This is a genomic window from Pantoea sp. USHLN298, from assembly GCF_037149395.1.
Lineage (GTDB): Bacteria > Pseudomonadota > Gammaproteobacteria > Enterobacterales > Enterobacteriaceae > Pantoea > Pantoea astica.
Genome location: NZ_JBBCRO010000002.1, coordinates 415,165 through 430,049, shown reverse-complemented (window position 1 = coordinate 430,049; position 14,885 = coordinate 415,165). Strand labels below are relative to the sequence as shown.

The window sequence follows — 14,885 nt, the reverse complement described above, 5'->3', positions numbered from 1 at the left end:
CAATCTGGTCAGCCGCTGCAGGGATGCAGCGGCTTTTTTAATTCTCTGCGGCCTGACACGGGGCAGGCGGGTTGCGCCGCTGCCGTCAGACGGATAACGGTTCAACGTCTGGCTGGTGCCTGGCCAGCCAGCCGGGAAAATCACCGATCGGCATCGGGCGGGCGTAGTAGTAGCCCTGCAGATGATCAACGCCGCGCGCCCGCAGATAGGCGGCCTGTTCTGCGGTCTCGACCCCTTCCGCGACCAGACTGATATTCAGGCGCTGCGCCAGAGAAATCACCATATCGGTCACGGTGGCGTTAATCGCGTCGGTGCCGATAGCGGCGGTAAAGATTTTGTCGATCTTCAGCACGTCGGGCTTCAGGTCCTTGAGGTAGGAGAGCGAGCTGTGGCCGGTGCCGAAGTCATCAATCGCCAGCCGCACGCCAATCTCATGCAGCTGCGCGATAACCGATTGATCGACCACCGGCAGGGCATCCCGTTCGGTTAATTCAACCACCAGTTTCGGTATCGGATTAGCTGGCCACCACAGGTTTTGCAGATCCTGCAGGATGGCGCGATCGCGAAAATGACTGGCCGCCACGTTAATCGCGATGTGGAAACCCGGGCAGTTGGGCAGATGGGGCAACTGCTTCACCACCTCATTCAGCACAAAACGGGTGAGCGGCTTAATCAGGTTCTGTCGTTCTGCGAGCGGAATAAAGACATCAGGCGCGATCCAGCCCTGACGGGCATTATGCCAGCGCAGCAGTAACTCAATGCCGTCACACTCACCGCTTCTGGCGTTAATCAGCGGCTGGCAATAGACCATGAACTCATTGGCGGTGATGCCATAGCTGATTTGCCAGCTCAGACTCATGCGATTGGCGGTGGCCAGCCAGACGATATACCCCATCAGCAGGCTAAGCAGCAGCGCCAGCGGCAGCTGCGACGGCAGCGTGTGCAGTGCCAGCCGGGTCGGTGAAGGACCATACAGCGTCAGGGAATAAGGGTAGCGTAGCGAGGCCTGGTTATAGGTCACTTCATCTTCGGACGGCTGCGTCGGTTCAATCAGCGGATTGCCATATTCCAGACTCTCCCCGTTAACGTTGAAGACGGCGCGCTCCACCCACGGCAACTGCGGCTCCAGCAGATAATTACTCATCATTTCGATGTTAACCACCTGCAAAATACCCGAGCGATTATCCAGGCTTCTCGGCGTCCACAGCAATAGTATTGGCGAACCCTTTAATAAATAATTATCCGTGGCAAGCGTCATCCGCTGGCCGTTAAAGGCCAGATCCGGATAGGTGTCGCTAAACGGAATGGCTCGCGGGCCAAAGATGCTGGAACAGTAAATCGCGTCATTATCGACCAGCAGCATGGCGCGTACCGTCTGCAACGCTGAAATTTTCTCAATCAGCGGGAAGCGCACGTCCCGACAGGGTACACCCACCAGCCCGAGCGTGTTATTGGCAGAGACATCAAGCGGTGAGAACATCCGGTCAAAACGCAGAATGGCTTTATCGGCGAAATCCATCGCCTGCTGCTCAATTCGCGACTTCTCTTCTATATAACGAAATGCCAGCGTCAGAATCAGCACCACGGTGGCGATTGCCAGCGCAATCAGCAAACGCTTGCGTCTGAATTGTCCAACAAATTGCTGGGCCATGAGCATCAGTAACCACCTTCCCAAAAAACCAGAAAAAAGCCAAAAATAACGGGGTTGTTATCGGCACGGCCTAATCAACATTGAGGCCGGAAAGCAGAAAAGCGGGTCTGAAATGTTGCGCGACCAGGACGGTCGCGCGGAAATCACTCTACCGGTTTAGGCTGCGCTGAGATAGCGCAGGATGCGGATTTTATTACAGTTGCGCAATAATTAAACAGTGAAACGTTTCGCTTAATCGCATTGCACTTTAATTGCCAGACCGCCGCGTGACGTTTCACGGTATTTGGCGTTCATGTCTTTGCCGGTTTCATACATGGTTTCGATCACCTTATCCAGCGAGACGCGCGGTTCACTGGTGCGGCGCAGGGCCATGCGTGCGGCGTTAATCGCTTTAACCGAGGCGATCGCGTTACGCTCAATGCACGGGACCTGCACCTGGCCCGCGACCGGATCACAGGTCAGACCCAGGTTATGTTCCATGCCGATCTCCGCAGCCACGCAGACCTGCTCCGGGCTGCCGCCCAGCAGTTCCGCCAGACCGGCAGCCGCCATCGAACAGGCGACACCCACTTCGCCCTGGCAACCCACTTCCGCACCGGAGATTGAGGCATTCATTTTATACAGCACGCCAATGGCGCCAGATGCGAGGAAGTAGCGCAGGAAAATATCGGGCGTGACCGGCTCAATAAAGTGATCGTAATAGGCGAGGACCGCCGGCACGATACCGCAGGCGCCGTTGGTCGGCGCGGTGACCACCCGGCCACCGGCCGCATTCTCTTCATTCACCGCCAGCGCGAACATATTGATCCAGTCGATAACGATCATCGGATCGTTAGAGTGCTTAGAGGAGGAGATCAGCAAGCGACGCAAAGAGGCAGCACGACGCGGCACGCGCAGCGGACCAGGCAGCACGCCTTCGGTATTCAGACCGCGATCGATACAGGCCTGCATGGTCTGCCAGATGGTGGCGAAGTAGGCGTGGATCTCGTCGCGGCTGTGCAGCGCCAGTTCATTTTTCATCACCAGCCCGGATAACGACAGCCCGGTTTCGCGGCAGTGCGCCAGCAGATCTTTGGCGGAGTGAAACGGCCAGGGAACCGAGACTTCATCCAGCGCCGACTGCCCGAAATGCTCCTCATCGACGATAAAACCGCCGCCCACCGAGTAGTAGGTTTTCGACAGAATCAGCAGGTCACCGGCGAAGGCCAGCAGGCGCAGACCGTTTTCATGCAGTGAGAGGTTTTCGCTGCGGAACACCATGCCGCCCTCGCGCGGGAAATCAACCTCATGCGCCCCTTTGGCCAGCAGCAGACGTTCGCGCTCTGCGACATCTTTAATAAAAGCGGGGATGGCATCAATATCGACGGTGTCAGGGGATTCACCCGCCAGACCCATAATAATGGCGATATCGGTATGGTGGCCTTTACCGGTCAGCGACAGCGAGCCGTAAACATCCACCGCAATGCGCGTCACCTCCTGCAGCTTTCCCTGTTCGGATAACAAATCCACAAACTGCTTTCCCGCTTTCATCGGGCCGACAGTGTGCGAACTTGATGGGCCAATACCCACTTTGAACATGTCGAAAACACTAATCACAGGTGACACTCCTCACAAATTATTCTCAGTCTGCCGGGGCAGTTTATGGCGCTAATAGTAATAGTCATGCCGGGGAAAAGAGCAGCTTTTCGCATGAAATAAACTTATTAAAAGCGATAGAAAAAATTATAGCGCGGCCAGCGGCTCAGCAGGCCGGAATCGGGCAGGTAAAGGGCGAAAGTGAGCGTCAGAACGCAATTTGCTCGCTCAGCGAACGGATAATGCCGGCGGTCATGCCCCAGACCAGATAATCCTGGTAGCGGGAGAGCCAGACCGGATGACGTACGCCCGCCCGGTGGACCTCCAGCGCGCTGTAGCGGCTGAGCCGTAAGGCTTCGGCCAGCGGCATTTCAAAGGCGCTTCGCACTTCATCCGGATTGATCTGCAGCCGGAGATCGGGCGGGATGATCCCCAGCACCGGCGTGACCTGAAAGCCGGTACTGCTGGTGACGGCAGGCAGCGTACCCAGCACTTCGACCTGCTGCGGGTCGATACCCACCTCCTCCTGGGCTTCCCGCAGGGCGGTGGCGATCAGCGAGGCGTCGGACTCATCCTGCATACCACCAGGAAACGCGACCTGGCCAGCATGTTTGCGCAGCGCATGGGAGCGTTGCGTCAATAACAGGCCAGGTTCAGGCCGCGCCACAATTGGTACCAGCACGGCGGCGTGCCGTCCGGCAAGGCGTTGTGTATTATGTTGCGGCGGCTGCAACAGGAAACGGCTGCGAAACGTGTCAAGCGTCAGCGCCATTCAGACCCCCTGAGCCAGCGCCGGCAGAATGCGGCTCACTTTATCCAGCGTCTCCTGATATTCCGCTTCCGGTTCGCTGTCGGCGACGATGCCACCGCCCGCCGCGCAGTAAAGTTGCTGGCCTTCAGCAATCAGCGTACGGATGGTGATGCTGGTGTCCATGCGGCCGCACAGGCTGAGATAGCCAATACTGCCGCACCAGGCATTCCGACGATGCGGTTCCAGCTCATCGATAATTTCCATCGCCCGGATTTTCGGTGCGCCGGTGATGGAGCCACCGGGGAAACAGGCGCGCAGCAGATCGGTCGCCTGCAATGTGTCCGGCAGTTGCGCCCGCACCGTACTGACCAGATGGTGTACGGCTGGAAAGGGTTCAACTACAAACAGTTCCGGCACGCTGACGGAGCCCGGCACGGCCACACGGCCAATGTCGTTGCGCAGCAGATCGACGATCATCAGATTTTCGGCCCGATCTTTCTCTGCATTTTGCAGCGCGTCGGCCTGTTGCCGATCGGCGACGGGATCGGCACAGCGTGGACGGGTGCCTTTGATCGGTCGGGTTTCGATCTGTTTTTCATTCAGCGACAGAAAGCGCTCCGGCGACAGGCTGAGGATCACGCTTTGCGGCAGACGCAGGAAGGCGCTGAACGGTGCGCGATTGGCGCGGTTCAGCGCACAAAATGCCTGCCATTCATCGCCCTGATAACCGGCCTGAAAACGCTGGGCCAGATTGACCTGATAACAGTCGCCCGCCTGGATATAGGCCTGAACAGCGGAAAAACGCGCGGCGTAGGCGGCGTAATCCAGGTTGGATTGCCAGCGGCTGGTCAGGCTGAACGGGACGGCGTCACGCTCAGGCCACTGCGCCAGCCAGGCGGCACGGGCCTCGATATCCTGCAAGGCCAGCAGCGTCAGCGTCTGACGATGGTGATCGGCGATTAATGCCCAGTCATAAATGCCCACCGCCATATCCGGGGTAGTGAGATCGGCCTGCGCCTGCTGCGGCAACTGCTCAAACCGGCGGCCCAGATCGTAGCCGAACAGGCCCAGCGCGCCTCCCTGAAACGGCAGGGTCGCATTGGCAACGGGCGTCACACCTAGCGCATCGCACTGCTGCTGAAGCAGCAACAGCGGATCTTCGCGGGACTCAATTGTGCCGCTGGCATCGGTAATCTGCGTGATGTCACCCCGGGTCACCAGCGTGGCGCGGGGATCGGCGGTTAGAATGTCAAACCGGTTGTCGCTGTGGTCGGCATTGGCAGAAGAGAGCAGCATGGCCCAAGGCTGATCGGCAATCGGGGCAAAACGCTGATTGAGCGCATCCGGGGTATAATCAAGGCTGAGGGTTTTAACAATCATCAGGCAGACAAATCAGCAAGCAAAGAGGTCGCCAGACTGCCATATTTTTTCCCGACTGGCACCTGTTTGTTCCGCGTGTGATAATCGCTGCCCCAAAGCAGGAGTGAAACATGTTTAAAGGATTACCGGCTCTCTCTCATGAGCAACAGCAACAGGCCGTCGAACGCATTCAGGAACTGATGGCGGGAGGCCTGTCGAGCGGCGAAGCGATCGCCCAGGTGGCTCAGGAAATTCGACAAAACCATAAAGGTGAACAGGTCCGGGCGATGTTCGACGACGAAGACGAAGACGAAGACGAGGAAGAATAACGCCCGGCGAGCTTAGCGTGCGGCGATAATCTTTATTTCGATTTTATATTTCGGGTTCATTAAACCTGCCTGAACCGTGCAGCGTACTGGCGCGTTATCCGGGGAAACCCAGGCGTCCCAGGCGCGGTTCATTGCGGGCAGGTCCGCTTTGTCCACCAGAAACAGGGTGGCGTCCAGTATCTTACTCTTATCGCTGCCCAGTCGCGTCAGCAGGGCATCAATCACCGCCAGCGCATTGGCTGTCTGCGCTTCAGCATCAGCATCCAGATTTTCCGGCACGCTGGTGTAATAGATAGTGTCGTTGTGAATCACAGCTTCGGACATACGATGTTCCGGATCGATGCGGGTAATACTCATCTTTTTCTCCCTGGTTTGATGGGCATTAGCCTGGCACATTCCTTATGCTGCTGTCATCTCTTCGCCTCACAGGCAGCGCCTGACGATAGCCTGCCGGTCAGCCATTACCTGAGGCGCCATATTGAAGGTGGTGAAAAATTTCACCTCCGCACCCTGTGGCTGTGGCGTCACATCGGCAAAGATCGAATCTTCCCAGGTCAGGATGGTGATCTGTTCACCCTGCGGCTGAGTATGGGTGGTGTTATCTCTGGCGATGACTTCGGTGGTGGACCAGCCGCGATAAATACAGTCGCTGAGCTGTGGCACCGTGCGGGCGCTTTGTCCCTGGAATAGCGGCTGATTCAGCCGGGCTTGTTCCGGTGTCGGCGCCTGACAACCACAAATCAGCAGGACGCCGAAAAGAGAACCGATGCGGAAATGAGTCATAACGTTCCTCCGCCTGAGACAGGCAGTGCGGTAGAGGCGGTCTGCAGGAATCTGCCGACGGCGCATCACCTTACCGGCGCGCAGGCGAAAGGTAAGCTGATGTCATGATTATAATCTGTGCACTTATTTCCTCGCTGCAATCCCTCGCATTTGGTAGCTGCATCACACTGTCTGGCGCAGTGAAGGGCGCAGACCCGTGCCGCGTTCAACAGAAGGGGCGCACCCGGCACGGAAAAATGATATAAATCAGCCGTAAATGGCGCCACAGGATGAGGATCAAAGCATGGCGAATACGCAGTATCTTTTTTGGGTCATGGCAGGCGCGCTGACGCTGCTGTTTATTGTGGTCTCAGCCTTTGTCGGGTTGTCGCGTGGCGCAAAGCAGGGCTTCATCACCTTTGCCGTGCTGTTTGTTCTGATGCTGGCCGGGGCATTGTATATTCATCATTAGCGGTAATGGCCGCCGGTTTATTTCCGCTTAGCTCACAGTTCCAGCCAAAAACGGGCGGGAGAAGGTGCCGGTTAACTATGCTGAGATCAAATAGCAGCACTGCTATTTATCACCGGAGGTAATTATGTCTGAACGTCCTGATTACGATGAACCGCTGCCAGATGACGCTGAAATCTATCCGGAAGATGAAGAAGAGGATGAGGAGCCCGGCCAGGACCCGTTAGAAAAAGATATTTAATCGGCCCTGTTCGCCCGACGTTGCATAACTAGCCTGATCCGCAGGCAGTAGATGCAACAACATCAATGCGTTATCCCGACAAAACCGCCGCCGAGGCGGTTTTGTTGTTTCTGCTGAACCGCCGGTAGCCAGCTGGCTCAATGAACCGTTAAGGGCGCGTCACTCTCATCCCGGCAGGGTAGCCAGCCTGTTTATTAGCGCCGACATTGTTAACAAAAATTATCTTTAATGCGCATTCGGGACCGACTATATCGGCTGAAACCGGCTCTGCCTCTGCTATTCGCTTGCCGTCTCAAAGTTAACAGGAATATCATTTTTCGCTCCGGCATTAAGACGATAAAACAGGGATTAAGAAATGAAATTAAAGGGGATGTTCAGTCTGGTTCTGGCGCTGTCCACCTTCAGCGCAGTAAGTGCTGAGGCTCCGCACTGGACGTATGAAGGTCAGGCGGGTCCGGAGCACTGGAGTCAGTTAACCAACGATTTCCACATCTGCCATGAAGGCAAGTCTCAGTCACCCATCAACATTAAAGATCCAATTGAAGGACATTTACAGCCGCTGAATCTGCATTACCTTAGCTCAGCAGAGAAAGTGATCAACAACGGTCATACCATTCAGGTCACTGTCGCTGATGAAGACACCTTTGTGCTGGATAATGAAAAATTTATCCTCAGGCAGTATCACTTCCACACGCCGAGTGAAAACCAGATCAATGGTCACACCTTTCCACTGGAAGCCCACTTTGTACACAGTAAAGAGGATGGCGATCTGGCTGTTGTCGCGGTGATGTTTGAAGTAGGAAAAGAAAATCCGGCGCTGGTACCGTTAATTGCTGCCATGCCGAAAGAGGAAAATCAGCAGAACAGTATTGATCGTGAAGTCGATTTACGCGCCCTGTTCCCGGAAGACCTGCACTATTATCGTTTCAGTGGTTCACTGACTACGCCACCCTGCAGTGAAGGGATACGCTGGCTGGTGCTGAAACAGCCGGTGACGCTCTCCCAGGCTCAGCTTGACGCCTTTAAACAGGCACTCAAAACCACCAATAATCGTCCGTTGCAGCATCTGAATGGTCGTATGATTGTTGAATAATCCCTGATTGCCGATCGCGGGCTGACTGCCTCAATGCCCGATATCCCATCGGGCGTAGCAGACGCGTTCTTCAGGCGGCCACGAGCCGCCTTTTTCATGTCTTCCTGATACCAGCAGCGCTGGCGGAAGCCGCTGCTCAGCGCGCTGCAAAGGATTAACCTGCTGATTACCCTCCATTTTGCTTTGTGAATTTAATACTGACATAATTACAGTGTTTTTGCCGTTCTTTGAGAGGGTATGTGGCAGACGATTTTGCAGTTGATGGCGCGCTGGCGCAGGCGATAGCGGGCTTTAAGCCGCGCGAAGCGCAGCGTGAGATGGCGCAGGCGGTTTCCGACGCCGTAAAAGAGCAGGGCGAACTGGTGGTCGAAGCGGGTACCGGCACCGGTAAAACCTATGCTTATCTGGCACCCGCGCTGCGGGCCGGCAAGAAAGTGATCGTCTCGACCGGATCGAAAGCCCTGCAGGATCAGCTGTATGGACGCGATCTGCCCACCATGATCGATGCACTCAAATTTAAAGGGAAAACCGCCTTGCTGAAAGGGCGCTCCAACTATCTCTGTCTGGAGCGGCTGGAGCAGCAATCGATGGCGGGCGGGGATCTTACTGTCCAGGCGCTGACCGACCTGGTGACGTTACGTAGCTGGTCGTCGCAGACGGTGGATGGCGATATCAGCAGCTGCGCCGGCGTGACGGAAGACAGCCCGGTCTGGCCGCTGGTCACCAGCACCAACGATAACTGTCTGGGCACCGACTGCCCGCGCTATAAAGAGTGCTTTGTCGTGAAGGCACGTAAGCGGGCCATGGATGCGGATGTGGTGGTGGTAAACCATCATCTGTTTCTCGCCGATCTGGTGGTCAAGGAGGGCGGCTTCGGTGAGTTGATCCCGGAAGCGGATGTGATGATCTTTGATGAGGCCCATCAGCTGCCCGATATCGCCAGCCAGTATTTCGGCCAGCAGCTCTCCAGCCGGCAACTGCTCGACCTGGCAAAAGATATTATTACCGCCTACCGCACCGAAGTGCGTGACGTGCAGCAACTGCAGAAGTCCGCCGATCGCCTGGCGCAGTGCGCGCAGGACTTTCGCCTGTCATTAGGCGATCCAGGCTACCGCGGCAATCTGCGCGAACTGCTGAGCGATAACACTATTCTGCGCATGTTCACGCTGCTGGATGATGCGCTTGAGCTCTGTTACGACGTGATCAAACTGTCGCTGGGACGTTCAGCGCTGCTTGATGCGGCGTTTGAACGGGCGGCGCTCTATCGTGGCCGGCTGAAGCGGCTGCGCGCCATCAACGAGCCGGGCTACAGCTACTGGTATGAATGCACTTCGCGTCACTTTATCCTCGCCCTGACGCCGCTGTCAGTGGCTGAACGCTTCCGTGAAGTGATGGATAACCGTAAAGCCGCATGGATCTTCACTTCGGCCACCCTGGCGGTGGATGAGAAGATGGATCACTTCGCCGAGCGGCTGGGCGTCAACGCCGCAAAAAGTTTGATTCTCAACAGCCCGTTCGATTATGCGCAGCAGGCCCTGTTGTGCGTGCCGCGCAACCTGCCTGAACCTAACCGGCCCGGCGGCGCTCGTCAGCTGGCTGCCATGATGAAACCGCTGATTGATGCCAACAAAGGGCGCTGTTTCTTTCTCTGTACCTCGCATCTGATGATGCGTGAGCTGGCGGCGGAGTTTCGCGCCTCTATGACGCTGCCGGTACTGGTGCAGGGTGAAACCAGCAAAGGTCAGTTGCTGAAGCAGTTTATCGACAAAGGCAATGCCTTACTGGTGGCGACCAGCAGTTTCTGGGAAGGCGTCGACGTACGCGGCGACGCGCTCTCGCTGGTTATCATCGATAAACTGCCGTTTACCTCACCGGAAGATCCGTTGCTGAAGGCGCGGATGGAAGATTGCCGCATCCGCGGCGGCGATCCGTTTAACGACGTGCAGCTGCCGGATGCGGTGATCACGCTGAAGCAGGGCGTCGGGCGACTGATCCGGGATACCGACGATCGTGGCGTTCTGGTGATTTGCGATCAGCGGCTGGTTTCGCGTCCTTACGGTGCGCTGTTTCTCAACAGTCTGCCGCCGACGCCGCGCACCCGCGACATTGCACGCGCCATCGCCTTTGTACGTCAGCAACCGGACGCCTGATTTTATGGTAAGATGCGCGCCGTTTTCATTCTCCTGAGGTGGTCATGTCAGCCCGAATTTTAGCGCTGGATACGGCGACAGAAGCCTGTTCAGCGGCCTTGCTGAATCAGCAACAGATTGATGCCCGATTTGAGATCGCCCCGCGCGATCATACGCAGCGCATATTGCCGCTGATTGAAGAGTTACTGCTGGCGCAGCAGCTCGACCTGACGCAACTCGACGCGCTGGCCTTTGGCCGCGGTCCCGGCAGTTTTACCGGCGTACGCATCGGTATTGGTATCGCCCAAGGGCTGGCGCTGGGTGCAGCGCTGCCGATGATCGGCATTTCTACCCTGGCTACGCTGGCTGAAGGTGCCTGGCGTCTGCAGGGCGCGACCCGCGTTTTAGCCGCCATTGATGCGCGAATGGGGGAGGTCTACTGGGCCGAGTATCAGCGTGACGAAAATGGTGTCTGGCAGGGCGAAACCAGCGAAAGCGTATTATCCCCTGAGGCCGCACTGGCCAGGATGCAGGCGCTGTCCGGCGAATGGATGACTGCCGGTACCGGCTGGCAAGCCTATCCTGCACTGCAGCAGGGTCATGCGCTGACGCTGCATGCCAGTGAGGTCACGCTACCGGCGGCAGAAGATATGCTGCCGCTGGCCGTCATTGCCTTGCAGCAGGGCAAGACGCTGCAGCCGGAAAATGCCGAGCCAACTTATCTGCGTAATGAAGTGGCATGGAAAAAGTTGCCAGGCCGCTAGATCGCACGCAACTTATTGTTATGCGTCCAGTCTAAGCCATTACGTAACTGGAGAACGCCTATGTCTATGTGCGCTAAAGGGCTAACGGGTCTGCTACTGACCTGTACGCTGGTTTTAACAGGTTGTGTGTCGATTCCTGACACGCTGCAGGGCAGTTCACCACAACCGCAACAGGATTTGTTGCGGGTAATGAACGATCCGGCCATCTATACCGGCCAGGAATCGCGTTTTGGCGGCAAAGTCGTGAATGTCACCAACCTCAATGGCAAAACCCGGCTGGAGATCGCCACGCAGCCGCTGGATGAGAGTGCCCGGCCCCGGCTGGGAGCCGCTTCGGTAGGGCGTATCTATGCCGACATCCACGGTTTCGTTGATCCCGTGGATGTGAAAGATCAGTTTGTCACGGTGCTGGGAACCATCAAAGGCACCGAGCCGGGTAAAATCGGTGAGGCGAATTACAAATTTGTGGTGATTGACGTGCGGGGTTATCAGCGCTGGCATCTCACCCGACAGGTGACGACACCGCCGCAGCCGATCGATCCGTGGATCTGGTATGGCCCGACGCGTCATCGCCCTGGCTACTGGGGACCGAATCCCTACTGGGGAATGTACAGCAGCGGCCCGGCCCAGGTAGAAACGATTCTGACTGAGTAACCCGTAGTGCCCTTTTTTTAGCCCGGTAGCGCTGCTCGCCGCCGGGCTTTTTATTTGGCTGTTTTAACAGCACGAAATTTAGTGATGGACTTCGCAACCTCAACATGCCGAAGCAGGCAAACTGGTACAATCAGTTAAAATATTGTTAACAAACCAGATTGGCTGAGGCAGCGATGGAAATACAACATGATTATCGGGGTGGATCCTTGAATAAGGTTTGGCTGAAACGCTACCCGGCAGATGTGCCTGCCGAAATAAGTGCAGATCGTTATACTTCGCTGGTGGATCTGTTTGAGCAGGCCGCAAAACGCTACGCCGATCAACCTGCCTTCTGGAACATGGGTCAGAAGATGACCTACCGCCAGCTGGAAGAGAAAAGTCGCGCTTTCGCCGCTTATCTGCAACAGCAACTGGGACTGAAAGCGGGCGACCGGGTCGCCCTGATGATGCCGAACCTGCTGCAGTATCCGGTGGCACTGTTTGGTGTGCTGCGTGCTGGCATGGTGGTGGTCAACGTCAACCCGCTCTATACGCCGCGCGAGCTCAAGCATCAGCTGAATGACAGCGGTGCCAGCGCCATCGTTATTGTGTCGAATTTTGCCCACACGCTGGAAAAAGTGGTGGCAGAAACCGCTGTTCGCCATGTGATCCTGACCCGGATGGGCGATCAGCTGGCGCCGGTAAAAGCTACGCTGGTTAATTTCGTGGTTAAATATGTCAAACGACTGGTGCCCAAATACCATCTGCCAGGCGCGATCTCATTTCGTGAGGTGATGGAGGCCGGCGCCACGCTGACTTATCAGCGGCCGACGGTGACCAATGACGACCTCGCTTTTCTGCAATACACCGGCGGCACCACCGGCATTGCTAAAGGCGCGATGCTGACTCACCGCAATATGCAGGCCAACCTTGAACAGACCAAAGCCACCTACGGTAAAGTGCTGCGTGACGGTAAAGAGTGCGTAGTCACGGCGTTGCCGCTTTATCATATCTTCGCTCTGACGGTAAATGGCCTGCTGTTCCTGGAACTGGGCGGGCAGAATCTGCTGATCACCAATCCACGCGATATTCCCGGCTTTGTGAAAGAGCTGGCGAAATTTCCCTTCACCGCTATTACCGGCGTCAATACCCTGTTTAACGCTCTGCTGAACGATGAGCAGTTCAATAAGCTCGATTTCAGTACGCTGCGGTTGTCAGCCGGTGGCGGGATGGCGGTGCAGAAAGCGGTGGCAGAACGCTGGGAAAAGCTGACCGGCCACTATCTGCTGGAGGGCTACGGCCTGACCGAGTGTTCACCGCTGGTATCGGTGAACCCTTACGACATCAGCTGTCACACCGGCAGTATTGGTTTACCGGTTCCCTCAACCGACGTGTTGATCGTTGATGATAATGGTAATGAGGTGTCACCGGGTGAACCGGGCGAGCTCTGTATCCGCGGTCCTCAGGTGATGCTCGGCTACTGGCAGCGTCCGGATGCCACCGAGGAAGTGCTGAAAAATGGCTGGCTCCACAGCGGCGATATTGTTACCGTTGATCAGGAAGGCTTTATTCGCATCGTCGATCGTAAAAAAGATATGATTCTGGTCTCCGGCTTTAACGTCTATCCGAATGAGATCGAAGATGTGCTGATGCAACATCCCAAAGTGCGTGAAGCGGCCGCTATCGGCGTGCCCAGCGATCTTTCCGGCGAGGCGGTCAAAGTCTGCGTGGTGAAGAAAGATCCCTCACTGACCAAAGAGGAGTTGCTTGATCACTGCCGCCGTCAGCTGACCGGATACAAGGTGCCAAAAATCATCGAGTTTCGTGAGGAGCTGCCAAAAACCAACGTTGGCAAAATTCTGCGCCGCGAATTGCGCGACGAAGTGAAACCCAGCGCAAGCTAAGCGCTGGAAAGATTCAGGTCAGACGCCGGCATGTCCGGCGTTTTTACTTTTTTAACATGGAGCGCCGCACGTTGTTAGCTGCGGTGGAAAAAACCAGACGTGAACTACTCTCTGATCGACCAGGATGAACAGCTGGCTGAAGTCTGCCAGAAAGCGCGCCAGCAATCGGCTGTCGCGCTGGATACTGAATTTGTCCGCACCCGGACCTACTACCCGCAACTCGGTTTGATCCAGCTGTTCGATGACCACCAGCTTGTGCTGATCGATCCCCTCGCGATCCGTGACTGGTCGCCGTTTATTGCCTTACTCACTGATACCGCGGTGACCAAATTCCTGCACGCCGGTGGCGAAGACCTGGAAGTGTTCCTGCACCGTTTTGGTGTGCTGCCACAGCCGATGATCGATACCCAGATTCTGGCAGCGTTCTCCGGCCAGCCGCTTTCCTGGGGCTTTGCCTCAATGGTGGCCCACTTTACCCAGGTCGAGCTGGACAAGAGTGAGTCGCGTACCGACTGGTTAGCGCGCCCGCTCACCGAGCGTCAATGTCAGTATGCGGCAGCCGATGTTCACTATCTGCTGCCCATTGCTCGTCAGCTGATGGTGCAGACTGAGGCGGCCGGCAACATGGCTGCCGCACTCAGTGAGTGTGACAACCTCTGTCAGCGTCGTCTTGATACTCTGGCACCTGAGGAAGCGTGGCGTGAGATCACCAATGCCTGGCAACTGCGTCCGCGTCAGCTGGCGGCGCTGCAGCGGCTGGCCGCGTGGCGTCTGAAACTGGCGCGTGAAAAAGATATGGCGGTTAACTTTGTGGTGCGTGAAGAGCATCTGTGGAAAGTGGCGCGCTTTATGCCAGGTTCGCTGGGCGAACTGGACCATCTCGGCCTGTCAGGGCACGAGATCCGTTTCCACGGCAAAACCCTGGTGGCGCTGGTGGCAGAAGCCCAGGCGCTGGATGAGAGTGAATTGCCCGCCGCGCTTGGCAATCTGATCGACCATCCGCATTACAAGCAGGTGTTCAAAGCGATGAAAGCGCTGGTACAGCAGGTCAGCGAGCAGAGCGGATTCAGCCAGGAGTTACTGGCGTCACGGCGTCAGATCAACCAAGTGCTGAGCCAGCACTGGGGCCTGAAGCCACAGGGACGTCAGCCGGAGTTACTGACCGGATGGCGCGGGGAACTGCTGAAACCCGGCATTGATGAGATTCTGGCCGGAGTGTGACCGA

Annotated in this window: 14 protein-coding genes; 8 read left to right on the top strand and 6 right to left on the bottom strand. The window is 56.6% G+C overall.

Features of this window, described 5'->3' with window-relative positions; genetic code table 11:
- Positions 1–85: 85 nt before the first annotated feature.
- From WFK59_RS06650 to pabB, 4 genes are all read right to left on the bottom strand, one after another.
- Positions 86–1,657, bottom strand: a complete 1,572-nt coding sequence (locus WFK59_RS06650) for an EAL domain-containing protein (protein WP_336755346.1) — start codon at positions 1,655–1,657, stop codon at positions 86–88.
- A 225-nt stretch (positions 1,658–1,882) separates the two neighbouring features.
- Positions 1,883–3,247: an L-serine ammonia-lyase gene (locus WFK59_RS06645; RefSeq protein ID WP_336755344.1), complete on the bottom strand. Its 1,365-nt coding sequence runs from the start codon at positions 3,245–3,247 to the stop codon at positions 1,883–1,885.
- 187 nt (positions 3,248–3,434) lie between these two features.
- Positions 3,435–3,998 carry a CoA pyrophosphatase gene (locus tag WFK59_RS06640; RefSeq protein WP_336755343.1) on the bottom strand — a complete coding sequence of 188 codons (564 nt, stop codon included), beginning with the start codon at positions 3,996–3,998 and terminating at the stop codon, positions 3,435–3,437.
- Positions 3,999–5,357, bottom strand: a complete 1,359-nt coding sequence (gene pabB / locus WFK59_RS06635) for an aminodeoxychorismate synthase component 1 (RefSeq protein ID WP_336755342.1) — start codon at positions 5,355–5,357, stop codon at positions 3,999–4,001.
- 110 nt (positions 5,358–5,467) lie between these two features.
- Between pabB and WFK59_RS06630 the strand changes: the two genes are divergently transcribed.
- The gene (locus tag WFK59_RS06630; protein ID WP_233987982.1) at positions 5,468–5,665 is read left to right on the top strand and encodes a YoaH family protein; all 198 of its coding nucleotides are present in this window, start codon (positions 5,468–5,470) and stop codon (positions 5,663–5,665) included.
- 12 nt (positions 5,666–5,677) lie between these two features.
- Here the strand turns inward: WFK59_RS06630 and WFK59_RS06625 are convergent, their stop codons facing one another.
- Positions 5,678–6,022: a RidA family protein gene (locus WFK59_RS06625; protein ID WP_233987983.1), complete on the bottom strand. Its 345-nt coding sequence runs from the start codon at positions 6,020–6,022 to the stop codon at positions 5,678–5,680.
- A 66-nt stretch (positions 6,023–6,088) separates the two neighbouring features.
- Complete coding sequence (locus WFK59_RS06620; protein WP_233987984.1) at positions 6,089–6,448, bottom strand: hypothetical protein; 360 nt, start codon at positions 6,446–6,448, stop codon at positions 6,089–6,091.
- 283 nt (positions 6,449–6,731) lie between these two features.
- Here WFK59_RS06620 and WFK59_RS06615 point away from each other — a divergent pair, with 283 nt between their 5' ends.
- From WFK59_RS06615 to rnd, 7 genes are all read left to right on the top strand, one after another.
- The gene (locus WFK59_RS06615) at positions 6,732–6,899 is read left to right on the top strand and encodes a hypothetical protein (protein ID WP_233987985.1); all 168 of its coding nucleotides are present in this window, start codon (positions 6,732–6,734) and stop codon (positions 6,897–6,899) included.
- Between the two features lie 593 nt (positions 6,900–7,492).
- The gene (locus WFK59_RS06610) at positions 7,493–8,230 is read left to right on the top strand and encodes a carbonic anhydrase (protein WP_336755340.1); all 738 of its coding nucleotides are present in this window, start codon (positions 7,493–7,495) and stop codon (positions 8,228–8,230) included.
- Positions 8,231–8,469: 239 nt separating this feature from the next.
- Positions 8,470–10,380, top strand: coding sequence for an ATP-dependent DNA helicase (locus WFK59_RS06605; protein ID WP_233987987.1), 1,911 nt, complete (start codon positions 8,470–8,472; stop codon positions 10,378–10,380).
- A 44-nt stretch (positions 10,381–10,424) separates the two neighbouring features.
- Positions 10,425–11,123: a tRNA (adenosine(37)-N6)-threonylcarbamoyltransferase complex dimerization subunit type 1 TsaB gene (gene tsaB, locus WFK59_RS06600; protein ID WP_233987988.1), complete on the top strand. Its 699-nt coding sequence runs from the start codon at positions 10,425–10,427 to the stop codon at positions 11,121–11,123.
- Positions 11,124–11,183: 60 nt separating this feature from the next.
- Positions 11,184–11,777 (top strand): Slp family lipoprotein, encoded by a 594-nt coding sequence (locus WFK59_RS06595; RefSeq protein ID WP_233987989.1) that lies wholly within the window; start codon positions 11,184–11,186, stop codon positions 11,775–11,777.
- Between the two features lie 206 nt (positions 11,778–11,983).
- On the top strand, positions 11,984–13,660 hold the full coding sequence (gene fadD, locus WFK59_RS06590; protein ID WP_233987990.1) for a long-chain-fatty-acid--CoA ligase FadD: 1,677 nt from the start codon (positions 11,984–11,986) through the stop codon (positions 13,658–13,660).
- A 99-nt stretch (positions 13,661–13,759) separates the two neighbouring features.
- Positions 13,760–14,881 carry a ribonuclease D gene (gene rnd / locus WFK59_RS06585; protein ID WP_233987991.1) on the top strand — a complete coding sequence of 374 codons (1,122 nt, stop codon included), beginning with the start codon at positions 13,760–13,762 and terminating at the stop codon, positions 14,879–14,881.
- The last annotated feature ends 4 nt before the right edge of the window (positions 14,882–14,885 follow it).